The organism is Oryzomicrobium sp. (assembly GCF_036820405.1).
Taxonomy (GTDB): domain Bacteria; phylum Pseudomonadota; class Gammaproteobacteria; order Burkholderiales; family Rhodocyclaceae; genus Oryzomicrobium.
On the sequence record NZ_DAISLS010000009.1, the window covers coordinates 41,097 to 65,534 of the forward strand.

A 24,438-nucleotide genomic window follows, 5' to 3' on the forward strand; every position below is an offset into this window, starting at 1 on the left:
GAACGGCGGTGGAAAGCCTGCGCGGCGCCCTGATCCTTCTATCGGTGGGGGTGCTGTTCGTTACCTTCACCCTGCGGCTGCGCTTGCCGCCCCTGCTCGCCTACCTGGCGGCCGGCATCCTGGTCGGCCCCCACGGCCTTGCCCTGATTCCGGAAAACCACCAGATCGACGTGCTGGCCGAGCTGGGGGTGGTGTTCCTGATGTTCTCGATCGGGCTGGAATTCAGCCTGGGCAAGCTCAAGGCCATGCACCGGCTGGTGTTCGGCCTGGGCGGCGGCCAGGTCATCCTGACCCTGGTTGGCACCGTGGCGGTGGCCCGCTTCTTCTACCACCAGGGCTGGCGCGAGGGCGTGGCCGTGGGGGCGGCGGTGGCCATGTCGTCCACCGCCATCGTCAGCAAGCTGCTGTCCGAGCGGCTGGAGCTGCACTCCGACGCCGGCCGCCAGACCATGGCGGTGCTGCTCTTCCAGGACCTGGCGGTGGTGCCCCTGCTGATCACCCTGCCGGCCCTGGCCACCAAGACTTCCGGCCTGATCGCCTCCCTCTCCCTGGCCATGCTCCAGGCCGGGCTGGTGCTGGTGGCGATGATCTTTCTCGGCCAGAAGCTGATGCACCGCTGGTTCGACGCCGTGGTGCGCCAGCGCTCTCCCGAGCTGTTCATGCTCAACGTGCTGTGGATCGTCGTCGGCCTGTCCTTTCTCACCGCCGCCGCCGGCCTGTCCCTGGCCCTGGGCGCCTTCGTCGGTGGCATGCTGATTTCGGAGACCATGTACCGGCACCAGGTGGAAGCCGACATCCGGCCCTTCCGCGACGTGCTGCTCGGCCTGTTCTTCATCACCCTGGGCATGCAGCTCGACCTGGCCTTCGTCGCCCAGTCCATCGGCAGTGTGGTGATCGCCCTGGCCCTGCTGATCCTCGGCAAGGGCGGGGTGGTGCTGCTGCTCTGCGCGACGATGCGCAACTCCACCGATACGGCGGTGCGCACCGCCATTCAGCTCGCCCAGGGCGGCGAGTTCGGCTTCGTGCTGCTCACCCTGGGCCTCGACCTGCACCTGGTGCCCGGTGACGTCTTCCAGGTGACCACGGCGGCCCTGTTGCTCTCCATGTTCCTCGCCCCCTTCCTGATCGCCCGGGCGGGCCGGCTGGGCAAGCGCCTGTCGGCCAAGGACTTCGCCCAGCGCGCCAAGATGGTCCAGGACGTGGCGGCCCGGGCCATGGACGTGGAGAACCACGTCATCGTCTGCGGCTTCGGCCGCAGCGGCCAGACCATCGCCCGCTTCCTTGAGGCCGAGGACATTCCCTTCATCGCCCTGGACGTGGACCCGGTGTGCATCGAGCAGGCCCAGAAGGCCGGCGAGCGGGTGGTGTTCGGCAACGCCGACCGGCTCGAAGTGCTGATGGCCGCCGGCCTGCAACGGGCCCGGGCGGTGGTGATCACCTACAACGACTTGTCCGCCACCGAGAAGGTCCTCTTCCACACCCGGGACGCCCGTCCCGACATGCCGGTGGTGGTGCGCTCCGCCGACGATTCCCACATCGACCACCTGAAGTCCCTGGGGGCCACCGAGGTGATCCCGGAAGTGCTCGAAGGCGGGTTGATGATGGCCGCCCAGACCCTGGCCGAGCTGGGGGTGCCGGTGGAGCGGGCGGTGGGCCAGGTGCGCGCCGCCCGGGCCGAGCGCTACGGCAAGCTGAAGAGCTACTACCGGGGCGAGAAGGACCGCATGAAGCGCTTGGCCGAGGAAAAGAGCGTGTTCGTGGTGGAGGCCGGCAGCGCTACCGTGGGCCGCGCCCTGGGCGAGGTGATGCCCGCCGGCAGCCCGGTGCGGGTCGAGCGGGTCAAGCGCGGCGAGGTGCGCATCGACAACCCGGCCGCCGACCTGGCCCTGGAAGGGGGCGACGTGCTGCTCCTGTCAGGCCCGCCGGAGGCCCTGCTGCGCCTGGAAAAGCAGCTGGCCGCCGGTTGATCGGTAGCTAGCCGCGTTGCGGCTCCGCAGCGGGGTGCGGGCCGGCGGGCGCGTATTGCCTTGCGTAGAATCCGGGGATTCGCCGAACTTTTCCATCTGCCCTGCCATGCGTCTGACCTTGCACCAACTCCGCCTCTTCGCCGCCGTGGCCCAGGAGGGCAGCATCTCCCGGGCGGCGGAGCGGCTCTGCCTGACCCAGCCCACCCTGTCGGCCCAGCTGCGCCAGCTCACCGACCAGGTGGGGCTGCCCCTCTACGAGGTGATCGGGCGCCGCCTTCATCTCACCGAGGCCGGCGAGGTGCTGCTGGCCAGCGCCGACGAAGTGGCCGGCACCCTGGAGCGCCTGGAAGAAGAGATCGCCGCCCGGCGCGGTTTGACCCAGGGGCGCCTGAAACTGGCGGTGGTGAGTACCGCCGAGTACTTCATGCCACGCCTGCTGGGCGAATTCCGCCAGCGCCACCCCCGGGTGGAAGTGGCATTGGCGGTGCAGAACCGGGCGGCGTTGATCGAGCGCTTGAAGGACAACGCCGACGACCTGTACGTGATGAGTTCGCCCCCGGAGCAGCCGCCGGTGCGGCGCCAGCCTTTCCTGGCCAATCCCCTGGTAGCCCTGGCGCCCCGGGCCCACCCCTGGGTGGGGCGGCGCCTCACCCTGGCCGATCTGGCGGAAGAGGAATTCATCCAGCGCGAGGCCGGCTCCGGCACCCGGCTGGCGGTGGATTCGTTTCTCGCCGAGCGGGGCGTGCGCCTCGACGCCCGGCTCGAACTGGGCAGCAACGAGGCCATCAAGCAGGCGGTGGCCGGCCGCCTGGGGCTGGCCATCCTATCGCGCCACGCCCTGGGCCCCCGGCCGGACGAATCCGGGGTGGCGGTGCTGGACGTGGCGGAACTGCCCATCCCCAGCCGCTGGCACGTGGTCTACCCCGAGGGCAAGCAGCTCTCGCCCCTGGCCCGGGCCTTCCTGGACTTTCTCAACGAACGGGCGCCGGAACTGGCGCGCAGCGTGGAGGCGGCTTGAGTCCCACGACGCTTAGGCTGTCGGCCGCAAACCCGGCGCAGGCGGCGTAGACGCAACAAGGGCGCGGGTCTCCCGGGAGGCCCGCGCCCTTTCTCGGCCCTGGGTCGGTCAAGCCCGGAAGGCGCCCACCGTCTGGCGCAGGGAACCGGCCAGTTGCCCCAGGGCACTGGCCGAATCTTCGGCGCTCTTCACCATTGCGGCGTTTTCCTCGGCCATCTGGGCGATGGCCTCCACGTTGCGGGCGATCTCGCTGGCGGCGGTGCTCTGCTCGGCCAGGGCCGAGGAAATCTCGCCGATCACCGCCAGCACCCGGTCCGACCCGGCGCGGATCTGGCCGATGGCATCGCCGGCCTGACGGGCTTCCACCACCCCTTCCTCGACCTGGCTGACGCCCACCTCGATGCTGGCCACCGCGTCCCGGGTGCCGTCCTGGATGCGGGTCACGGTGTCGGCGATCTGGCTGGTGGATTGGCTGGTGCGCTCGGCCAGCTTGCGCACTTCGTCGGCCACCACGGCGAAGCCCCGGCCGGCCTCGCCGGCCCGGGCCGCCTCAATGGCGGCGTTCAGGGCCAGCAGGTTGGTCTGGTCGGCGATGTCGCGGATCACCGTCACCACCTGGGACACTTCCTGAGACTGCTCGCCGAGCTGCTGCACGATGGTCGCGGCGTTCTTCACCGTGTCGGCCACGCGCACGATGTCGCCCAAGGCGGCCTCGATCACCTGGCTGCCCTCGTCCGCCAGGCGGCGCGATTCCTCGGCCAGCTCCCGGGCCTCGCCGGCGTTGTCGGCCAGGGTGCGCACGCTCACGGTCATTTCCTCCACCGAGGCGGCGATGGCCGACGAGGCTTCGCTTTGCTTGGCGGCCCCGGTGGACACTTCGCCCGCCGCCAGGGTCACCTGGCCGGCGGCGCCGCTCACCGCGTCGGCATCGCCGTGGATGCGGCCCACCAGTTCGCGCAGCCGTTCCTGCATCACCTTCACCGACGCCAGCAGGCTGGAACGGTCGCCATTGCGCAGGGCCAGGGGCTGGGTCAGGTCGCCGTCGGCGATGCGTCCCACCACCTGGCGCACCTCGGCCGGCTCGGCGCCCAGGTTGGCGAGCAGTTGGCGGATGATCAGGGTGGCGACGGCGGCGGCCACCAGCGCCCCCAGGGCGCTGATGGCCACGAGCACGGCGATCTGGTGCCGGACGGCGGTTTCGGCGTCGCTGCCGAAGCGGGTGGCCTGGGCTTCCTCGTAGTTCACCAGGTCGCGGGTCTTGGCCACGTAGGCCTCCTGAAGGAAGCGGGTTTCCTTGAAGAGCAGGTCGTAGGCTTCCTCGCGCTTGCCGCTGCGGACCAGGCCGAGGTAGCGGCCCTCGGAATCCATATAGGGCTGGCGGGCGGCCTGGAGGGCCGCGAACAGGGTCCGTTCTTCGTCGCTGCCGATGGCCGCTTCCAGCCTGGCGATCTGGCCGGCGGTGGAATCCCGGTATTTCTCGACCTGGGCGATCTCGCTGTCGATTTCTTCTTTTTGCGTGAACACCAGGATCGAACGGGTGTGGCGGGCGCGCTGCAGTAGGTCGGTGATGATCTCGTTGGCGATCGCCGTTTTCACCTGGTACTCGCCGACGATGGTGTGGATGTCGTTGGCCAGGGCGCGCATGTTGAGGATGGCGAAGGTGCTGGCGGCGGCCAGCAGCAAGATGATCAGGGAAAAACCGCCGATGAGGCGGGCTTTTACCGAGAGGTTCTGCATTGCGGTTTCCTTGTTGTTTATGGGATGGTGAATCCGTTGGTTCTGTTTTTGTTTTTGTCAGGTATCTGACATTGATATTCTATTTTACTCATTTAATAGGTCATTTTTTCTATTTCTACTGATTTAACGATTGCTTTTCATTCGTTGGATTGCATTCATTGCGAATGGTTATTTCAGATGGGTAAACTAAATCTGTTGGCCGTGGCGTGTGTGGGTTTTTTCGCGGACGAAGGGGCGGGAACGCCAGGAGTGGAGGCGGTGCGGGGAATGGCGGTGGTCCGAATGACCTAAAACAGTGGAGAAATGTCTACGCTGATTGATAAACTGGGTTTTCCACCCAACGGAGTAGAACAATGAAAATCGCATTCATCGGTCTGGGCATCATGGGCCGCCCCATGGCACTCAATCTGCTCAAGGCCGGCCACGACGTCACCGTGTGGGCGCGCCGCGCCGAATCCATGGCGCCCCTCGCCGAGGCAGGCGCCAAGATCGCCGCCAGCGCGGCCGAGGCCGTGGGTGGCGCCGAGGTGGCCATCTCGATGGTGGCCGATGCCCCCGATGTGGAACAGGTGATGCTCGGCGAAAACGGCGTCGCCGCCGGGGCCGAGGCCGCCGGACGGCGCGACCTGGTGGCGGTGGACATGAGCACCATCGCCCCTTCCGCTGCCAAGGCCATCGGCGAGAAGCTGGCCGCCCGGGGCGTGGATTTCCTCGATGCCCCGGTGTCCGGCGGCGATGTGGGGGCCATTGCCGGCACCCTGTCGATCATGGTGGGCGGCTCCGAAGCCGGTTTTGCCAAGGCCAGGCCGGCCTTCGAGGCCATGGGCAAGACCGTGGTGCATGTGGGGGCGTCCGGCGCCGGGCAGATCACCAAAGCCTGCAACCAGATACTCACCGGCGTCCACGTCATGGCCACCGCCGAGGCCTTTTCCCTGGCCCGCCGTGCCGGCGTCGATCCCTACAAGGTGCGCGAGGCCCTGATGGGCGGCTCGGCCTACAGCCGGATTCTGGAAAACCACGGCAAGCGCATGCTCGACGGCAATTTCAAGCCCGGCTTCAAGGCCTGGATGCACCAGAAGGACCTGAACATTGTCATGAAGAGCGCCCACGAACTGGGTCTGTGCCTGCCAAGCACCGCCGCCACCGCCCAGATGTTCAACGCCCTGGTGGGGGCCGGTTACGGTGAGGACGATTCGGTGCGTGCCCTGACCCTGCTGGAGACGCTCTCCGGCAGCAACTAACGCCAAAGGAGGCGGGGCGGCCCCGGTCCGCCCCGGACGCCATGCCGAGTTCGGTGGGTGGTGAAGAGGACATCGCCGCACAAGAAACCCGCTCGCGCCGTCTGATCCACGGCACGGCCCTGCTGTTCCTGGCCGTGGTGATGGGCGCCCTGGCGGCCCAGATCCATTTCAACCGGCAGGAACAGGCTCACACCCTGGCGGCGGCCACGGCGGCCAAGGCCCGGGCTTATGAACAGGCCATGGCCCGCCAGGTGGAGCTGTTCGACGCCCAGTTGCAGATACTTCAGCACGAGTGGCAGGACGACCGGGCCGGCTTTCCCGCCAGCATCGCCCGGCTGCGCTACGGCAGCCTGCGCGGCTACGAGGTGAGCGTGGCGGTGGTGGACGCCCATGGCGTGGTGGCGTTCTACGACGCCCCCGGGTTTGCCGCCCGCTCCCGCCAGGCTCCCCTGAATGTCGAGGACCGGGACTACTTCCGCTTCTTCCAGCAGACCCCCGCCAACCTGCTCTACGTCGGCGGCGTCGCCCCCAGCCGCCTGACCGGGCGCATGGTGCTGCCCTTCGCCCGGCCCCTGCTCGACGGCCGGGGCACGCTGCTGGGCGTGATCTGCCTGATCGTCTATCCCGACTACCTGAACAAGCTGGGGGGCTTCGTGGATCTGGACCCGGCGGACCGGCTGGTGGTGCTCGACCGCTACGGACGGGTGGCCAACGGCAACGCCGGCCAGCCGCCAGGACAGCTTCCGCCCGAGATCATGCGGCCGGCCGCCGGCCGCCCCACCGGCGCCGAACTGCGGGGGGACGGCGTGCTGGCCTGGCGCACCCTGCGCGACTACCCCTTCACCATCCTGCTGCAAAACGATGGCCACGAACTGCGGCGCCACCAGGGCGCCCTGGAGCGCTCCTACGTCCTCATCGCCGGGCTGCCCCTGCTGGGCATGTTCGCCGGGGTGGGCTTCCTGCTGCGCGACGTGAGGCGCCGTTCCCGGATGCTGCGCGAGCTGGTGCGCAGCGAACTGATGGCCGCCAGCGTGGTGGACGCCATGGCCGAGGGAGTGATGCGCATCGACCCCGCGGGCGTCATCCGCGCCGCCAACGGGGCCGCCTGCCGCATCCTGGCCATGGACGAGGACCGCCTGGTGGGGCTGTCGGCCCTGAGCGAGGACTGGCAGGTGATCCACCCCGACGGCCGCGAGTGCCGCGTGGACGAGCTGCCCACCACCATCGCCCTGCGTACCGGCGCCCCCCAGGCCAACGCCACCCTGGGGTTCGTCCGGGCCGACGGCAGCCGGGTCTGGCTCAACCTGTCCACCCGGCTGCTGCCCCGGGAGGCGGGGGGCGGCGTGCTGGCCTCCTTCGCCGATGTCACCGCCCTCATGGACCGGGCCCTGGAGGCGCGCCTGGGCAGCGCCGTGGTCCAGTCCATGGCCCAGGCGGTGGTGGTCACCAACCAGGTCGGCACCATCGTGCGCATCAACCCGGCCTTCGAGGAGCTCTACGGCTACGGCGAGCGCGACGCCCTGGGGCGGCGCGCCGGCTTCTACCGTTCCGACCGTCACGACCGGGAGTTCTACCGCGCCATGTGGCGCGACCTGGCGGAGCGGGGCCACTGGCAGGGCGAGGTGTGGAACCGGCACCGGGACGGCCGGGCGCTGCTGGTGTGGGCCTCCATCGACGCGGTGCGCGACGAGAACGGCCAGGTGGCCCACTACGTGGCCCTTTACCAGGACATCACCGAGAAGAAGCACGCCGAAAACGAAATGTGGTTCGGCGCCAACCACGACGCCCTGACCCGACTGCCCAACCGGCGCCTGTTCCAGGACCGCCTGGACAAGGCCCTGGCGGTGGCCGAGCGGAGCGCGGAAAAGGTGGGGCTGCTATTCGTCGACCTGGACCGGTTCAAGCCGGTCAACGACACCTACGGCCACGCCGTGGGGGATGCCTTGCTGGTCCTGGTGGCACAGCGCCTCAACGCCCTGGTGCGCGGCTCGGATACGGTGGCGCGCCTGGCGGGGGATGAATTCGTCGTGCTGCTGGCCGGGGTGGCCGGGGCGGCGGACGTGCGCCGCGTCGCCGATGGGGTGGTGGCCGAGATTGCGCGTCCCTTCGACGTGAACGGCCTGCACCTGGAAATCTCCGCCAGCGTCGGGGTGGTCTTCTTCCCCGACCACGGCCGGGACGTGGATACCCTGCTGCACATCGCCGACCAGGCCATGTACCGGGCCAAGGCAGCGGGGCGCAACGGCTACGTCGTGGCCGACATCGCGCCGGCCTAGCCTAAGCCGCTCGGCCTCCGCCTAGGCCCGGAGGGGGGATGCAAGCTGGGTCTCCGGAAACGCAGGATGCGGCCTGCCTACCCCGTTCTCCCTTCACGCCTGCTTGCCGTAGTCGCCGAAGGCGGCCAGGGCCTCGGCCATCGCCTCCGCCCCGAGCAGCACCGGGCCGGCGGCCCCCAGGGCGGCGGCCAGCTGGCAGGCCCGGGCGTACTGCTCGCACAGCACTTCCAGTTCCAGCCCCAGGTCCAGGGCTTGGTCCAGGCTTTCCCCGATCACCGCCATGCCGTGGTTGGCCATCAGGCAACCACGCCGGCCGGCCATGGCCGCCACCACCCCGTCGGACAGGGCCTGGGTGCCGAAGGTGGCGTAGGGCGCGCAGCGCACCGTGTCGCCGCCGAAGCGGGCGATCATGTAATGGAAGGGCGGAATCTCCCGGCGCAGGCAGGCCAGGGCCACTGCCGCGGTGGAGTGGGCGTGCAGCACCGCGTGGGCTTCGGGCCGGGCGGCGTAGAGGTCCCGGTGCAGGCGCCATTCCGAACTGGGCTTGCGCCGGCCGCGCACCGTGCCGTCCAGGCCGACGAAGGGCAGGTCGTCCACCGTCAGCCCCTCGTAGGCCATGCCGGTGGGGGTGATGTAGAAGCCGGGCCGGGGGGCGCTGCCGAGGTCATCCCGCCAGGTGCCGCGCACCGACAGGTTGCCCGAGGTGCCCGGGGTCAGGCGCATCCCGACCAAACACTGGATGGCGCAAAGCAAGGCGGGGCGCGGGTCTTGGTGGGGCATGGCTGGAAGTCCTTATCTGGCGCGGGGTTTCAGGGTGGCTGCCTGAAGATCCTTTGCTGGCGCGGGGTTCAGCGGGGCAGGGCGCCGGCCCGCTCCGGGTACAGGGTGGCCAGCCCGGCACCGCTGGCCGGGCAGACGCCCCGCTCGGTGATCAGGGCCGTCACCAGGGCCGCCGGGGTGACGTCGAAAGCCGGATTGGCCACCGGCCGCTCCGCCGGCAGCTGGCGCACCGTGGCCGGCCGGTCCGCATCGTCCCGGCCCGGCACCTGGCGCAGCTCGTCGCCGGCCCGTTCCTCGATGGGGATGGCGCTGCCCGCCGGGCAGGCAAAGTCCAGGGTGGACACCGGGGCGGCGACGAAGAAGGGCACGCCGTGGGCCCGGGAGGCCAGGGCCTTGAGGTAGGTGCCGACCTTGTTGGCCACGTCGCCGTTGGCGGCGATGCGGTCGGCGCCAACGATCACCGCGTCCACCCGGCCTTGCATCATCAACAGGCCGGCGGCGTTGTCGGCGATCACCGTGTGGGGCACGCCCCGCTCGGCCAGTTCCCAGGCGGTGAGCAGGCCCTGGTTGCGCGGCCGGGTTTCCGACACCCAGACGTGCACCGGCACCCCGTCGGCGTGGAGCCGGTAGATGGGGGCCAGGGCCGTGCCGTGGTCCACCGTGGCCAGCCAGCCGGCGTTGCAGTGGGTCATGATGTTGAGGGGGCGGGGCGCTGCCGTGGCGGTAGCGGCGCTGCCGGCCTGGGCCAAGGTCCGCGCCCCTATTGGGTTTCCGGAGGAGGCGTCGATTCCGCTGATTTCAGCGAGCAGCCGCGCCGCGCCGTGGGTGCCGATGGCGGCGCACTGGGCGGCGTCCTCGTGGGCGATGGCCCAGGCTTCCACCCAGGCCGCCTCGGCCCGGGCGGCCGGGGGCAGGGGGCGCAACAGGGCTTCCAGCCGGGCCAGGGCCCAGGCCAGGTTCACCGCCGTGGGCCGGGTGGCGGCGAGCAGGGCGGTGGAGGCCGTGAGGGCCGCGTCGGAGGCGTCCTCGGCCATCGCCAGGGCCAGGCCGAAGGCGGCCACGGCGCCAATCAGGGGGGCCCCCCGGGTCTGCATGGCGGCGATGGCGTGGGCCGCATCGTCACGGTGGGCCAGGGGAATCCACGCCTTGGCGAAGGGCAGGCGGGTCTGGTCGAGAATCTCCACGGCCCGGCCGGCGGGGGCAGGGCGCAGGGAGGAGAACGTGGCGGGGGCGGCAGTGGCGGGCATCGGTGACGGGCTGCGAAAACTGGAAAACGGGGCGGGAAAGCGGCGGCGGGTGGCGCAATGAACCAGGGGGTTCGCCGGCGCATCACGGCAGTAGCCGTGCCGGCGGCCCGGGACGCGGGAAGGGCGGGCCGTCGCACCAGGGCATGGCAGCGGAATGGCGCCGGGCCCCGCGGCGGGACTCCCGGGGGGCGATTGTGGCATAGTCCAAGCCTTCGTCCGTCCTGTGTCGCCGCCGACCACCGACCATGATCGCCACTCCGGTTTCCTTTACCTCCAAGCTGCCCCAGGTGGGCACCACCATCTTCACCGTCATGTCCAAGCTGGCCGCGGACGTGGGGGCCATCAACCTGTCCCAGGGCTTTCCCGACTTCCAGGCCGAGCCGGCCCTGTTCGAGGCGGTGGAGCGAGCCATGCGCGAGGGCCACAACCAGTACCCGCCCATGGCCGGCCTGCCGGCGCTGCGCCAGGCCATCGCCGCCAAGGTCCAGGCCCTCTATGGCCGGGCCTACGATCCGGACAGCGAGATCACCGTCACCGCCGGGGGTACCCAGTCCCTGTTCACCGCCATCGCCGCCTTCGTCAGGCCAGGGGATGAGGTGATCGTCTTCGAGCCGGTGTACGACTCCTACGTGCCGGCCATCGAGACCGTGGGCGGCAAGGCCGTGGCCGTGCCCCTGACCTTTCCCGAGTTCAGCTACGACTGGGCGGCGGTGAAGCAGGCGATCACCGCCAAGACCCGCATGATCATCGTCAACTCGCCCCACAACCCCACCGGCTCGCTGATGGGCCCGGCGGACCTGGCCGAGCTGTCGGCCCTGGTGGATGGCAGCGACATCGTGGTGCTGTCCGACGAGGTCTACGAGCACATCACCTTCGACGGCGTGCGCCACGAGAGCCTGGCCCGCCACGACGCCCTGGCGGCGCGCACCCTGATCGTCTCCAGCTTCGGCAAGACCTACCACATCACCGGCTGGAAGATCGCCTACTGCTACGGCCCGGCGGCCCTCATGGCTGAGTTCCGCAAGGTGCACCAGTTCAACGTGTTCACCGTGCACGGCCCGTCCCAGTACGGCATCGCCGAATACATGCAGGAGCCGCGCCGCCACCTGGGCCTGGCCGACTTCTACGAGCAGAAGCGCGACTTCTTCCGCGCCCAGCTCGACGGCAGCCGCTTCGAACTCTTGCCCTGCCGCGGCACCTACTTCCAACTGGCCCGCTACGACAAAATTTCCGACCTGCCCGAAGCCCAGTTCGCCGAATGGCTGACCCGGGAGGCCGGGGTGGCGGCGATCCCGGTCTCGGCCTTCTACGCCAACGGCCGCAACGACGGCGTGGTGCGCTTCTGCTTCGCCAAGAAGGAAGAAACCCTGGCCGCGGCCGGGGAGCGGCTGCGCCGGTTGTAGGCGCCCGCCCGGTGGCCGGTGCCGCCGCCAAAGCAAAGAGGCCGCTGGTGTTCCCAGCGGCCTCTTCGTTTGTCGCGGCGTCGATCAGCCGCCGCTCAGGCTGCGCGCCACCCAGAAGAGCAGGGCGCCGGCGACGATCAGCATGAACAGGTAGAAGCCCCAGGGCTGCTTCTTTTCGGCGTAGGGGTCGGACAGGCTGCGTTCCGCGCCCTCGGGCAGCTTGGCCAGCTGGGTGAGGGAGGTGCCGAAGGGGATATTGATCTTGGCCCGGGCGTTCACCGCCCAGCCGTTGGCATCCAGGATCGGCCCCAGGGTGCGGGAGCGCAGCTTGAACCAGGCCAGCAGCACCGCCGGGCCGGAGATGAGCAGGACGATGCCGCCGACGGCCAGGGGCATTTGCCACCACTTGAGGCCGAGGAAGCCGGTGATTACCGTGGCGATGGCCGTGCCCACGGCGCCGATGGCCAGGCCGATGGCGGCGAAGATGCCGGCGAACTTGGCGGCGTCGAAGGCCGGGGGCGGCGGCGGAGCCGGCGGGGCGCCGCCTTCCAGGGTCTTGGTGGTGTTGGCCACGGCGGTGGCGGCCATCTGATTGTCCCGGGCCTGGGCACGGGTGGCGGCAAATTTCTGGGCGGCGTCGCTGACCGCCTTGGCGGCCTTGCGGTAGGGCTGCCAGAAGGCCTGGCGCAGGCTGATCGGGTGGTCGAGGATCTTCACCACCACGGCGTCCCAGTCCCGGCCCTTGCGGTCGTAGAACACGCCGTTGCGGCCCACCATCAGCTGGTCCGAATCCCCCGAGGTGAAGGCGGCGGCGATGGTCATCCTTTCGCCGTTGCGCACGCACTCGCAATAGACCAGGCACAGGCGCGACAGGGTGGCGGTGGCGGCGTGCTTGTCGGCGTTGTCCACCTTGACGCACAGGTCGCAGCTGCGCCCGTCGAGGAACAGGGTGCCGGCCTGGAACACGGCGCGCAGCTGCTTGCCGAGCTGGATGCCCACCCCGTTGCCATTGCCGTTGCCGTTGGCCACTTCGGCAGCCCGTTCGTTGCCGACGGCGGTGTAGAAGTCGCGGAAGGAGACGAAGTTGTGGGCCAGCTTGGCCAGATCGCGCACGTAGCGCACCAGCCGGTCCACGTCGGCGAAGGCGGCGAATTCGGGGGCCAGGGCCGCGTCGGCGGCGATCAGCTCGGCCAGCTTGTCGCGCAGCCCGCTGTCGCGCAGTTCGGTGAGGCGTTCCCGGCCCAGGGCAGCCACCGGGGTGTCCACCGCCTGGGCGCGCCAGGCGCCGTAGGGGGCGAGCTTGTCCTGGAGGGACTGCCAGTCGCTGGCCGACAGGGCGGTGCGCTGGCCGAGCAGGGGCGCCACCACCTGGGCGGCGAAGGTGGCCAGGCGTTCCGCCCAGGCCGGGTTGAGGGCGGCGGCCAGGGGCAGGGCCGGCTCGGCGGCGCCGGGGGCGGCCACCTTGGCCAGGGGCAGGGCGGCGATGCCTTCGGCCTGGGCGGAAAGGACGGTGGCGGACAGCAGGCGGAAGTCGTCGCCGGAGGGGTTGAGGGCCGTGGCGGCGGCTTCGTCGTAGGCCGCCAGGCGGACCCGGGCGAACCAGTCGTCGATCTTGGCGCGCACCGCTTCCAGGGCGTCCCAGGCGGCCTCGGTGGCATCCCCCAGGGGGCGCACCGCCGGATCGGCGTCGGCGGTGTGCTGCCAGGCCAGCCAGGCGTCGCTGTCGGCGACGAAACGTTCGAGCAGGTTGGCGGCGACGCCGGGCTCGCCGGACAGGTCCGGGGTGCTGCCGACGCTGCCGATCACCTCGGCGATGAGGGCCTTCAGGGCCTCGTCGTCGGTGGAGGCGGCGGTGACCACGCCGTCGCCGTTGAGGGGGGCGCCGGCCACCAGTTCGGCGTGGCCCTGGGTTTCCTCCAGGCCGATGTCCTCCTGGTCGGCCTTGCCCAGCACCGCCAGGATGCGCCGGGCGGCGGCGGCCAGGGGGGCGCCGGCCGCGTCGTCGCCGATGGCCGCCAGGGGCAACCGGGCGGCGCCCCGGGCGAGCAGTTCCCGGTGGGTGGCGGTGAGGCGCTCGCCGGCCCAGTGCAGGGCGGCGATCAACTCCGGCGCACGCACGTGGCCGTCGTGGTCGGTGTCGATCAGGGCCAGGGTCTTTTCGTCGAACTCCAGGCCCTTGACCGGGCATGAGAGGGCGACCCACAGCTTCTGGTCGAGCTGTTCCAGGTGCAGCAGGTCGGCGGCGGCGTCGAGGCGGACCTGATCGAAGCCGCCGGCGCGGAAGAACTTCCAGGTGTGGGCGTGGGGATGGGCGGGAGCGTTCATGGTTATTGTCGCGGTTTTAATGACGGTTCGATTAGGACGCACAGGGGCGGCAACGGTTCATTGCGCGGCGAAGACATGCTGCCACAGGGCGGTCACGGCGGCGATGTGGCTGGCCACCGAGTCCTTGGCGATGCGCGCCTTGGGGGCGTTGTTGAGGCGCTTGGCGTGTTGCAGGCGGCGGTATTCCCGGTAGGCGCGGCGCGCCCCTTCGGCCAGGTCGGCGGGGATCAGGCCCAGGTCGGCGGATATCTTCAGGAGGGCGATGTTGCCCAGGTTGCCGGTCAGTTCGGCATGGGCATGGGCGTAGCCGAGCACCAGGTACTGGACGATGAATTCCACGTCCACGATGCCACCGGCGTCGTGCTTGATGTCGAACTCGGTATCTGTGCCGGTGGCCAGGTTGTCGCGCATCTTGTGGCGCATCGCCACCACCTCGTCGCGCAGGGCCTGGAGATCCCGGGGCTGGCGCAGCACTTCGACGCGGATGGCCTCGAAGGCTTCGCCCAGGGCCGGGTCGCCGGCGACGAAGCGGGCCCGGGTGAGGGCCTGGTGCTCCCACACCCAGGCGTGCTTGAGCTGGTAGTCGCGGAAGGCGGCGGTGGAGGTGACGATCAGGCCGGCGTCGCCGTTGGGGCGCAGGCGCAGGTCGGTCTCGAACAGGATGCCGGCCGGGGTGCGCGACGACAGCCAGGTGTTGATGCGCTGGGCGAGGCGGGCGTAGACCTCCTCGGCCTCCTGGGCCGGGTCGTCGTAGAGGAAGACGATGTCCAGGTCCGAGGCGTAGCCCAGTTCCTTGCCCCCCAGCTTGCCGTAGCCGATCACGGCGAAGGCCGGTTTGTCCCGGTGGCGCTGACGCAGGAAGCCCCAGCACAGTTCCAACACCGCCTGGACCAGGATGTCGGCCAGTTGCGAGAGGTTGTCGGAGAGCCGCTCCACCGTGAGCAGGCCGGCCAGATCCTGGGCGAGCAGGCGGAACACCTGGGCATGGTGGGCCTCGCGTAGCAGATCCATCTGCCGCTCGGCGTCGCCGGCGGTGTCGGCCAGATGGCGCGCCAGCTCGGCGCGGAAGGCGGTCCAGTCGGCCTGCCAATCCTCACGCACCTCGGTCAGGCGCGGGTCGAGCAGCACGTCGAGCAGGATCGGGTGGTGGTTCAGGTAGTCCGCCGCCCAGTGGGAGGCGCCGATCAGCTCGGCCACCTTCTGCCGCGCCAGGGGGTATTGCTGCAACAGGGCCAGGTAAGCGCCGCGCCGGCCGATGGTTTCGAGAAAGGCCAGGCAGCGGGCCAGGGTCTCGTCGGCCTCGGCGCCGGTCACCTGGCTGGCCGCCGCCGCCGCGTCGATCAGGCCCGGGGCCAGGGCGTCGAGACGTTCCCGGTTCTGGGTGGGCAGCTGCTGGTAGCGGCTGCCGGCGCGGAAGCGCTGGATCAGCGACAGGGTGTCGGCCGGGCGCCGGTAACCCAGAGCAGTGAGCTTGGCCGCCGCCACCTCGTCGTCCAGGCCGCCCTGCCACAGGGGCGCCGAGCCCTCGCACTCGGGGCGCTTGCCTTCCGGGTCGGCGAACACCGCCTCGAAGTGGCGCGAGACGCGCTGGCGGTGGTCGTCGAGCACGGCGAGGAAATCGTCCCAGCCGGCAAAGCCCATGGAGGCGGCGAGGCGGGCCCGATCCTGGCCGCCGCCGCTCTCGATGCCGGGCAGACGGTGGGTCTGGGCATCCTCGAACCATTGCAGGCGGTGCTCGACCCGGCGTAGGAAGTCGTAGGCCCGGGTCAGCTCGGCCACCGCGTCGGGGCTGAGGAAGTTGCGCTCGGCCAGGCGGGCGAGCACTTCCAGGGTCGGCTTGACCTGCAACTGGGAGTCGCGGCCGCCGCGGATGAGCTGGAACACCTGGGCGATGAACTCGATCTCGCGGATGCCGCCGGGGCCGAGCTTGACGTGGTCGGCCATGTCCTTGCGCGCCACCTCGCGGCGGATCTGGGTGTGCAGGTCGCGCATGGCGTTGATGGCGCCGAAGTCCAGGTACTTGCGGAAGACGAAGGGGCGCACCACCTGGGCCAGGGCCTGGGCGTGGCAGGTCTGGCCCAGGTCGTTCATCACCCGGCCCTTGATCCAGGCGTAGCGCTCCCACTCCCGCCCCTGGGTGATGAAGTAGTTTTCCAGGGAATCCAGTGAGCACACCAGGGGGCCGGAATCGCCGTTGGGGCGCAGGCGCATGTCCACGCGGAACACCCGGCCGTCGCCGGTGACATCGTCGATGGCGTTGATCAGCCGCTTGCCCAGGCGCGAGAAGAAGTCGTAGTTGTCGAGGCCCTTGTCGGTCTGGCCTTCCTCCGGATAGACGAAGATCAGGTCGATGTCCGACGAGACGTTGAGCTCCCTCCCCCCCAGCTTGCCCATGCCCACCACCGCCAGGGTGAGGGCCTGGCCGTCGGCGCCCCGGGGCTCACCGTGCTGGGCGGCCAGGCCGGCGTGGAAGAAGGCCAGGGCGGCGTTTACCGTCACCTCGGCCAGGGAGGTCATGGTTTCCACCACCTCGGCCAGGGGCGCCAGGCCGGTCAGGTCGCGCACCGCCAGGTGGGCCATGGCGAAGGCGCGCAGGGCGCGCAGCTCGCGCTTGAGGGCGTCGTCGCCGTCCGCCGCCGCCAGGCGGGGAGCCAGCCATTCGGCCAGGGCGTCCCGGTCGAGGGGCGCCTGCCAGCGGGCGGCCACCGCCTCCTCCAGGCCCGGGCGGGCGCCCAGCAGCCGTTCCAGAAAGCGGCTGTGGGCGACGGCGGTGGTGCGGGCGCTTGCCCAGTCGGTGGGGAGGGGCAACGGAGACGCGGTGGGGAGCGAGGCGGAGACGGGGAGGGGAGTGGGGTTCATGTAAAATGAAGAACTGATCAGGGCGAGGCAGGATGCGGGGTGCGGGGCGCTTGGGGGAACCTTCTCCGGCCGCGACGGGCTGCCGCAGCCGGCGGGGCGGAGAGCGCCATAAGGCGCCCCTGGTCGTGCCGCCGGAGCAAAGCCGCATCCTAGGGCGTGCTCCCCGCAGATTCAAGGCTGTATTGCCGCTGGCCTTGCTGCAGCCTCCCGATCGTTCCGCATCTGCCCTTCATATTCGCCGCCACCGCCCAGCCCGCCCGCTTTTTCCACCGTGACCGATCCCCGCCCCGATACCGACGCTTCCGCGCCCTCGCCGCAGCCGGCCGCCCTGCGCCGCCTGGTCTACCGGCGCACCGCCAGGTTGCGCCGTCCGGCGATGCGCCGTGTGCTGGCGGCCCTGTACTGGGCGGCGATGGGGGCGATCCTGCTGTTCTCGGCGGTGGCCTTGTTCCTGCGCTACTACGCCCTGCCCCGGGTGGAGGAATTCCGCCCCCAGATCGAGCAGGCCCTGTCCGGCGCCCTCAAGCGTCCGGTCACCCTGGGCAAGATCGAAGCCCGCTGGGAGCGGCTGCGCCCCGGCGTGACCTTGTCCGACCTGACCCTGTCCGACGAATCCGGCCGGCCGGTGCTGACCCTGCCCCGGGTCGAGGCGGTGGTGGCCTGGCGTTCCCTGCCCCTGCTTTCCCTGCACCTGCACCGGTTGCTCATCGACGCGCCCGAGCTGCACATCCAGCGCGACCCCGACGGCAAGCTGCTGGTGGCGGGCATGCCCGTGTCTGCCGACAACGACGAGGGCGGCGCCAGCGACTGGGTACTGTCCCAGGATCTGATCGAAATCCGCCAGGCCCGCCTGGTCTGGGAGGACCGGCTGCGCAACGCCCCGGTCCTGGCCCTGGCCGGGGTGGATCTGCGCCTGCAAAACAGCCTGTCGGCCTTCGGACGCCACCGCTTCGGCCTGCGCGCCGATCCGCCGGCCGGGGTGGCGAGCCGCATCGAAGTGCGCGGCGACCTGTCCACCCGGGACCTGACCCGGCCGTCGACCTGGAAGGGCACCCTCTACGCCAACCTGGACGACACCGACCTGGCGGCCTGGAACCTGTGGCTCGACCTGCCCCTGGAACTGCACCGGGGCCGGGGCGGGGTGCGTTTGTGGCTGGACTTCGACCGGGGCACGGTAGCCTCCGCCGCCGCCGACCTGCGCCTGGCGGAGGTGGACCTGCGGGTCAGTCCCCGGCTGCCGGCCCTGGACGTGGACGCCCTGGCCGGCCGGATCGGCTACCGGCGCTTGGGGGACGGCCTGCCTTTGCAGGAGGTGCGTGCCCGGGGCCTGACCCTGGCCGCCAGCGCGCCGGATGCCGGGGAGCGCGGCGAGAGCGGCAAGCATGACGCCGCCAAAAGCGCCGCCGGCCGGGTGGTGATCCCGCCCACCGACTTCACCCTGGCCTGGCGCATGGACGACCAGGACACCTATCTGGAAGCCTCGGCCAGCCGCCTGGAACTGGACGGCCTGGCCCGCCTGGCGCGGCGCCTGCCCCTGCCCGACCAGGCCCTGGCCCTGCTCGACGAGGCCCGCCCCCGGGGGCTGCTGCGGGAGGCCCAGGTGCGCCTCGACCGCAAGGGCCAGGCCCCCGCCGACTACAGCTACCGGGTGCGCTTCGAGCAGCTCGGCATGGCGCCCCTGGGGGCCGTGCCCGGCGCCAGCGGGCTGTCCGGCCTGATGGAAGGGCGCCAGGACAGCGGCCGCCTGACCCTGGATTCCCATGGCGCCCACCTGCTGCTGCCCCGGGTCTTCCCCGATCCGGATCTGGCCTTCGACCAGTTGAGCGCGGCCATTGGCTGGACCGTGGAGCGCCGGGCCGGGGCGCCGGCCCAGGTCGGCGTGACCCTGGAAAAAGTGGCCTTCGCCAACGCCGATGCCGCCGGCAGTGCCCGGGGCACCTACCGTTACACCGGCCAGGGCGGCGGCGTCATCGACCTGGGGGCCGAGCTGACTCGGGCCCGGGGCGACGCGGTGTGGCGCTACCTGCCCAACACGGTCGGCGAGGATGCCCGGGTCTGGCTGCGCCGCGCCATCACCGCCGGCCACGCCACCAACGGCCGGCTCGTGCTCAAGGGCGACCTGGACCGCTTCCCCTTCCGCGGCAACGCCGGCGGCCAGTTCCTGGTCACCGGCGACATTCACCAGGCCCGCCTGGAGTACGCCGACGGCTGGCCCGCCATCGACGGCATCGAAGGCAGCCTGCGTTTCGAGGGCGAGCGCATGACCATCCGCGCCAAGGACGGCCACATCCTGGCCGCTCGCCTGCCCCAGGTGGAAGCGACCATCCCCGACCTGGAGGCGCCGGAAGAGCTGCTCGTCATCAAGGGCCGGGCCGAGGGCCCCACCGCCGCCTTCCTCGACTTCGTCGAGCAGAGCCCGGTGGGCAACCGCATCGACCACTTCACCGAGGACATGCGCGCCCAGGGCAACGGCGGCCTGGACCTGGACATCCGCATGCCCCTGCGCAAGGTGACGGACACCACCGTCGCCGGTCAGTACGAATTCCGCGACAACCAGCTCGCCGTGGTGTCCGGCCTGCCGCCCCTGACCCGGGTCAACGGCAAGCTCGCCTTTACCGACCAGGGCATTTCCATCCGCGCCATCACCGGCCAGTTCATGGGCGGCCCGGTGACCGTGGAGGCCCGCTCCGAGGCGGAACGGGTGCGGGTCGGCTTCCGCGGCAGCGCCACCGTGGCCGAGGCGCGGCGGGCGTGGCAGGACGTGCTGCCGGGCCCCTTCTTCGACGCCCTGTCGGGCCAGGCCGCCTACCGGGGGGAGGTGCGGGTGAAAAAGCGCAGCGCCGAGGTGGTGGTGGACAGCGACTTGAAGGGCGTCGCTTCCAGTTTGCCGGCGCCCCTCAACAAATCCGCCGCCGATGTCCTGGCCTTGCACGTGGAGCGCTCCCGGATTCCCGGCACCACGCCCCTGGACCAGTTGAAGATCCAGGTCGGCCGCGTCGCCAGCGTCACCTTGCAGCAGCGCACCGGCCCCGACGCTCCCCTGGAGCGGGGCGTGGTGACCATCGGTGAAGGGGCGGCGGCGACCCTGCCGGCCCGGGGGCTGGGGGTGTCGATCGCCGTGCCGCGCTTCGACGTGGCCGAGTGGAAGCGTCTCGCCGACGACGACAAGGATGGTGGCGCCGGCGGTGCCTCGCTGCCCACGGTGGTCAACCTGCGCACGCCGGAACTGATCCTGTCCGGCCGGCGCTTCCACGACGTCACCCTGCGCGCCCAGCCCCAGGCCGGCGGCGTTTCGGGCCGGGGCGACGGGCCGCCGGTCCTCGCCGCCCAGCTGTCGTCGAAGGAGGTGGACGGCCAGCTGTCCTGGGAAGGTCCCGGCGCCAATCTGCCCAACGGCCGTCTGGTGGGGCGCTTCAAGCAGATCACCCTGCCCGAGTCGGAAGTGAAGAGCGCCCTGTCCGGCGAGGGAGATGCCCTGACCCGCCTGCCGGCCCTGGATATTTCCGCCGAGAATTTCGTCTATGAAGGCCGGCGCCTCGGCCGCCTCGACCTGCGCGCCGCCAACGAGGCCCGAAACGCCTCCGGGGCCGCCGCCGTGGCGCCGCCCTGGCGCATCGACCGGCTGGCCCTGTCCGGCGCCGACGGCCAGATCGCCGCCAGCGGCCGCTGGCGCCCGCCTGCCGGCGCCGACCGGGGCGAGACCCGCCTCGACGTGGCGGTGGAAGCCTCCGACATCGGCAAGTTCCTCGCCCGCCTCGGCCAGCCCGACGCGGTGCGGCGCGGCCAGGGCAAGCTGACCGGGCGCCTGTCCTGGGTCGGCAGCCCCGCCGACCTGGACGTGGCCAGCCTGTCCGGCCAGTTGCACGTGGAGGCGGAGAAGGGCCAGTTCGCCAAGATCGAGCCGGGGGCGGGCAAGCTCCTCGGCCTGCTGTCGCTGCAAGCCCTGCCGCGGCGCGTCACCCTGGATTTCCGCGACATCTTCTCTGAGGGCTTCGCCTTCGAGTCGATCAGCGGCGACGTGACCCTGGACCGGGGCCGGGCGCGCACCAGCGACCTGCTCATCGACGGCCCGGCGGCGCGCATCAAGCTGGGCGGCGAGGTGGATCTGGACAAGGAAACCCAGAATCTCAAGGTGACGGTGCAGCCGTCCCTGACCAACGCCGTGGCCCTGGGGGTGGCGGTGGTCAACCCGGTAATCGGCGCCGCCGCCTACCTGGCGCAGAAGGTGTTGCAGAATCCGATCGAAAAGGTGTTTTCCTTCGACTACCGGGTGACCGGAACCTGGGCTGATCCCAAGGTCGAAAAGGAAGGGCGCCGCCCCGCCGTCTTCCCCGCCCACGATGGCGAGGCGCCGGGCGCCGCCCCTTCCGCCGAAAGCAAGGACAGCAAGGACGCAAAATGACTTCCACCGCTTCTTCCCCCGCGCCGGTGCGCCTGGCCGCCGCGCAGATGGTGTCCGGCCCCCGGGTCGCCGACAACCTGAAAACCGCCGGCCGCCTGGTGGCCGAGGCCGTGGCCCAGGGCGCGACCCTGGTGGCCCTGCCCGAGTACTTCCCAATCATCGGGGCCTCCGACGCCGACAAGGTGGCGGCCCGGGAGAAGGACGCCGAGCAGGGCGGCGGCGGGCCGGTCCAGGACTTTCTGGCCGAGACCGCGGCGCGCCACGGCATCTGGCTGATCGGCGGCTCGGTGCCCCTGGAGGCCTCCGCCCCGGACAAGATGCGCAACAGCAGCGTCGCCTACGGCCCGGACGGCAAGCGGGTGGCGCGCTACGACAAGATCCACCTGTTCGGCTTCCAGAAGGGCGCCGAGCGCTACGACGAGGCCGCCACCATCGAGGCCGGCGACACCCCGGTGGCCTTCGATACGCCCTTCGGCCGGGTCGCCCTGTCGATCTGCTACGACCTGCGCTTTCCCGAGCTGTACCGGCGCCTGGCCGGCGGCGTGGATGGCAACGACAAGCCGGTGGACCTGATCGTCATGCCGGCGGCCTTCACCGAGACCACCGGCCGCGCCCACTGGGAAATCCTGCTGCGCGCCCGGGCCATCGAAAATCAGTGCTACCTGCTGGCCGTGGGCCAGGGCGGCCGCCACGAAAGCGGCCGGGAGACCCACGGCAACAGCATGGTGGTGGGCCCCTGGGGCGACATCCTGGACCGCAAGCTGAAAGGCCCGGGGGTGGTGATCGCCGATTTCGACCCCACCTATCTGGCCGAGGTGCGCGCCAGCCTGCCCGCCCTCAAGCACCGGGTGCTGTGAGTCTTTTCCCGCCACGCGGCCGCCTGCCGGGTCGCGCCGTCACATACCGTTGCGCGCCGGCCGCGCCCCTGCGCTAAGCTGTTTCCGGGCCCGATGCTGGATTCTGTATCCGCGATCCCGCCCGAATCGAATCTGGAGTTTCCATGAGCAAGAAAGCCACCGCCACCCGCACCGCCGCTGCCAACCCCCTGGCGGTCGCCGACAGCCTGCTGCTGGCCCCCTTCGACCTGTCCGAATCCACCCTGGACAAGGTGTTCACCCAGCTCAACGCGCCGGGCGTGGACGACGCCGACCTGTACTTCCAGTACACCCGCTCCGAGTCCTGGGCCCTGGAAGAGGGCATCGTCAAATCCGGCAGCTTCAACATCGACCAGGGCGTCGGCGTGCGCGCCGTGTCCGGCGAAAAGACCGCCTTCGCCTACTCCGACGACATCGGCCTGGCGGCCCTCAGCGACGCCGCCGCCGCGGTGCGCTCGATCACCGCCGCCGGCCAGAACAAGCGGGTCGCCGCCGGTCAGCGCCGCCGCAACCTGGTGGACGGCCGCGCCCTGTACGCCGCCCAGGACCCCCTGGCCTCCCTGCCGGCGGAAGCCAAGGTCAAGCTGCTGGAGCGGCTCGAAGCCTTCGCCCGGGCCTGCGATCCCCGGGTTACCCAGGTGATGGCCTCCCTGGCCGGCGAATACGACGTGGTGCTGGTGATGCGCGCCGACGGCCGCCTGGCCGCCGACGTGCGTCCCCTGGTGCGGGTCGGCGTCACCGTCATCGTCGAGGACAACGGCAAGCGCGAGCAGGGCCACGCCGGGGGCGGCGGTCGCTTCGACTACGGCTACTTCGACGAGGCCATGCTCGACCGCTACGCCCGGGAGGCGGTGCACCAGGCGGTCACCAACCTGGACGCCCGCCCGGCGCCCGCCGGCCCCATGACCGTGGTACTGGGCCCGGGCTGGCCCGGCATTCTGCTGCACGAGGCGGTGGGCCACGGCCTGGAGGGCGACTTCAACCGTAAGGGCAGCTCGGCCTTTGCCGGCAAGCTGGGCCAGCGGGTGGCGTCCAAAGGCGTCACCGTGGTGGACGACGGCACCATCCCCGACCGGCGCGGCTCCCTCAACATCGACGACGAGGGCAACCCGACCCAGCGCACCGTGCTGATCGAGGACGGCATCCTCAAGGGCTACATGCAGGACAGCCTCAACGCCCGCCTGATGGGCGTCGCCCCCACCGGCAACGGCCGGCGCGAATCCTTCGCCCACCTGCCCCTGCCGCGCATGACCAACACCTACATGCTGGCCGGCGACAAGTCGCCGGAAGAGATCATCAAGTCGGTGAAGAAGGGCGTCTACGCGGTGAACTTCGGCGGCGGCCAGGTGGACATCACCAACGGCAAGTTCGTCTTCTCGATGAGCGAAGCCTACTGGGTCGAGAACGGCAAGATCATGTACCCGATCAAGGGCGCCACCCTGATCGGCAACGGCGCCGACGCGCTCACCCACGTCAAGATGGTGGGCAACGACATGGCCCTCGATTCCGGCGTCGGCACCTGCGGCAAGGAAGGCCAGAGCGTGCCCGTGGGCGTCGGCATGCCCACCGTGCGCATCGACGGCCTGACCGTGGGCGGCACCGCCTGAGCCATGGCCGATTCCACCCCGCTCAGCCAAACCCCGCGCCAGTCGGGGATCTCCAGAGGGTGTGCCGCGAAAGCCGCGCCCCTGCTGGTTCTTGGCGTGGTCCTGCTGGCGGGCTGCGCCAGTCCTGCCCCTTCGACCCCCGCCTTGCCCCGGGCCGGCACCGAGACGGTGATCGCCCCGGCCCCCCCGCCGGTGCCGCCCAAGCCGCCCATGACCTGGGACGAGGTCAAGCAACGGGTCAAGGAAAAGAAGAGCGTGGACGAGATCGTCGGCGAGGCCCGGGTGCGCGGCGGCGACCTGGACCTGCCCCCGGCCAAGGTCCTCGAACTGACCCGGCAGGGCCTGCCCGTGGCCGTGCTGGAGGGCATCTACGCCCTGCGCCAGTCGGCCCGGGAGACGGACTGCGCCAGCCGCCTGCTGCAACGCGAGCAGGAGCTGGGCCGGGACGTCCAGCAGCGCGAGGCGCAGATTTTCCAGCAGGGCTACCAGCAAGGCACCCTGGTCTGCCGCGACCCCTTCTACGGCCCCCCCTTCCCGCGCTGGCCCTACCGGCGCTGGTAGGACTGCACGGCTGCTTGCTGGCAGGCGTGGCCCATGCAGCGTTTGCCTTGCCGCCTGGGCGTTGAGCTTTTCTCGCCCCACCGTTTCCGTCTGCTTTGATAAGCACGGCCTGGGTGGGTTGCGCTGTGCCTGCCCCGATC

14 protein-coding genes are annotated in these 24,438 nt (G+C 70.7%); 9 read left to right on the top strand and 5 right to left on the bottom strand.

Translation table 11 applies throughout. The features are described from left to right. Nucleotides 1-8 precede the first annotated feature (8 nt). Both V7Z98_RS09910 and V7Z98_RS09915 read left to right on the top strand, forming a co-directional pair. Nucleotides 9-1,967: a cation:proton antiporter domain-containing protein gene (locus tag V7Z98_RS09910; RefSeq protein ID WP_293265423.1), complete on the top strand. Its 1,959-nt coding sequence runs from the start codon at nucleotides 9-11 to the stop codon at nucleotides 1,965-1,967. A gap of 118 nt (nucleotides 1,968-2,085) precedes the next feature. Further along, nucleotides 2,086-2,985, top strand: a complete 900-nt coding sequence (locus V7Z98_RS09915) for a LysR family transcriptional regulator (RefSeq protein WP_334157833.1) — start codon at nucleotides 2,086-2,088, stop codon at nucleotides 2,983-2,985. 108 nt (nucleotides 2,986-3,093) lie between these two features. Here V7Z98_RS09915 and V7Z98_RS09920 read toward each other — a convergent pair whose 3' ends face one another. Next, nucleotides 3,094-4,722: a methyl-accepting chemotaxis protein gene (locus V7Z98_RS09920; protein ID WP_334157834.1), complete on the bottom strand. Its 1,629-nt coding sequence runs from the start codon at nucleotides 4,720-4,722 to the stop codon at nucleotides 3,094-3,096. A 353-nt stretch (nucleotides 4,723-5,075) separates the two neighbouring features. Between V7Z98_RS09920 and V7Z98_RS09925 the strand changes: the two genes are divergently transcribed. Beyond that, nucleotides 5,076-5,963, top strand: a complete 888-nt coding sequence (locus tag V7Z98_RS09925; protein ID WP_293265429.1) for an NAD(P)-dependent oxidoreductase — start codon at nucleotides 5,076-5,078, stop codon at nucleotides 5,961-5,963. Between the two features lie 41 nt (nucleotides 5,964-6,004). Then, on the top strand, nucleotides 6,005-8,239 hold the full coding sequence (locus tag V7Z98_RS09930; RefSeq protein ID WP_293265431.1) for a sensor domain-containing diguanylate cyclase: 2,235 nt from the start codon (nucleotides 6,005-6,007) through the stop codon (nucleotides 8,237-8,239). A 93-nt stretch (nucleotides 8,240-8,332) separates the two neighbouring features. Here V7Z98_RS09930 and V7Z98_RS09935 read toward each other — a convergent pair whose 3' ends face one another. Then, nucleotides 8,333-9,019: a class II aldolase/adducin family protein gene (locus tag V7Z98_RS09935; protein WP_334157835.1), complete on the bottom strand. Its 687-nt coding sequence runs from the start codon at nucleotides 9,017-9,019 to the stop codon at nucleotides 8,333-8,335. Between the two features lie 68 nt (nucleotides 9,020-9,087). After that, complete coding sequence (mtnA, locus tag V7Z98_RS09940; RefSeq protein ID WP_334157836.1) at nucleotides 9,088-10,266, bottom strand: S-methyl-5-thioribose-1-phosphate isomerase; 1,179 nt, start codon at nucleotides 10,264-10,266, stop codon at nucleotides 9,088-9,090. Between the two features lie 245 nt (nucleotides 10,267-10,511). On the opposite strand from mtnA, the gene V7Z98_RS09945 reads away from it, so the two are divergent. Then, nucleotides 10,512-11,669, top strand: coding sequence for a pyridoxal phosphate-dependent aminotransferase (locus tag V7Z98_RS09945; protein WP_293265437.1), 1,158 nt, complete (start codon nucleotides 10,512-10,514; stop codon nucleotides 11,667-11,669). A gap of 84 nt (nucleotides 11,670-11,753) precedes the next feature. On the opposite strand, the gene V7Z98_RS09950 is transcribed toward V7Z98_RS09945, so the two are convergent. Next, entirely contained in the window at nucleotides 11,754-13,994 is a 2,241-nt protein-coding gene (locus tag V7Z98_RS09950; RefSeq protein ID WP_334157837.1) for a hypothetical protein, read from the bottom strand. 57 nt (nucleotides 13,995-14,051) lie between these two features. Then, nucleotides 14,052-16,853 carry a bifunctional [glutamate--ammonia ligase]-adenylyl-L-tyrosine phosphorylase/[glutamate--ammonia-ligase] adenylyltransferase gene (gene glnE / locus V7Z98_RS09955; RefSeq protein ID WP_442951828.1) on the bottom strand — a complete coding sequence of 934 codons (2,802 nt, stop codon included), beginning with the start codon at nucleotides 16,851-16,853 and terminating at the stop codon, nucleotides 14,052-14,054. Between the two features lie 271 nt (nucleotides 16,854-17,124). On the opposite strand from glnE, the gene V7Z98_RS09960 reads away from it, so the two are divergent. From V7Z98_RS09960 to V7Z98_RS09975, 4 genes are all read left to right on the top strand, one after another. After that, nucleotides 17,125-21,255 (top strand): YhdP family protein, encoded by a 4,131-nt coding sequence (locus V7Z98_RS09960; RefSeq protein ID WP_334157839.1) that lies wholly within the window; start codon nucleotides 17,125-17,127, stop codon nucleotides 21,253-21,255. Beyond that, nucleotides 21,252-22,112 carry a carbon-nitrogen hydrolase family protein gene (locus V7Z98_RS09965; protein ID WP_334157840.1) on the top strand — a complete coding sequence of 287 codons (861 nt, stop codon included), beginning with the start codon at nucleotides 21,252-21,254 and terminating at the stop codon, nucleotides 22,110-22,112. Before V7Z98_RS09960 ends, V7Z98_RS09965 begins: the two co-directional genes overlap by 4 nt. Before the next feature lie 143 nt (nucleotides 22,113-22,255). Then, complete coding sequence (gene tldD / locus V7Z98_RS09970) at nucleotides 22,256-23,737, top strand: metalloprotease TldD (RefSeq protein WP_334157841.1); 1,482 nt, start codon at nucleotides 22,256-22,258, stop codon at nucleotides 23,735-23,737. 3 nt (nucleotides 23,738-23,740) lie between these two features. Beyond that, on the top strand, nucleotides 23,741-24,298 hold the full coding sequence (locus V7Z98_RS09975) for a hypothetical protein (RefSeq protein WP_334157842.1): 558 nt from the start codon (nucleotides 23,741-23,743) through the stop codon (nucleotides 24,296-24,298). The last annotated feature ends 140 nt before the right edge of the window (nucleotides 24,299-24,438 follow it).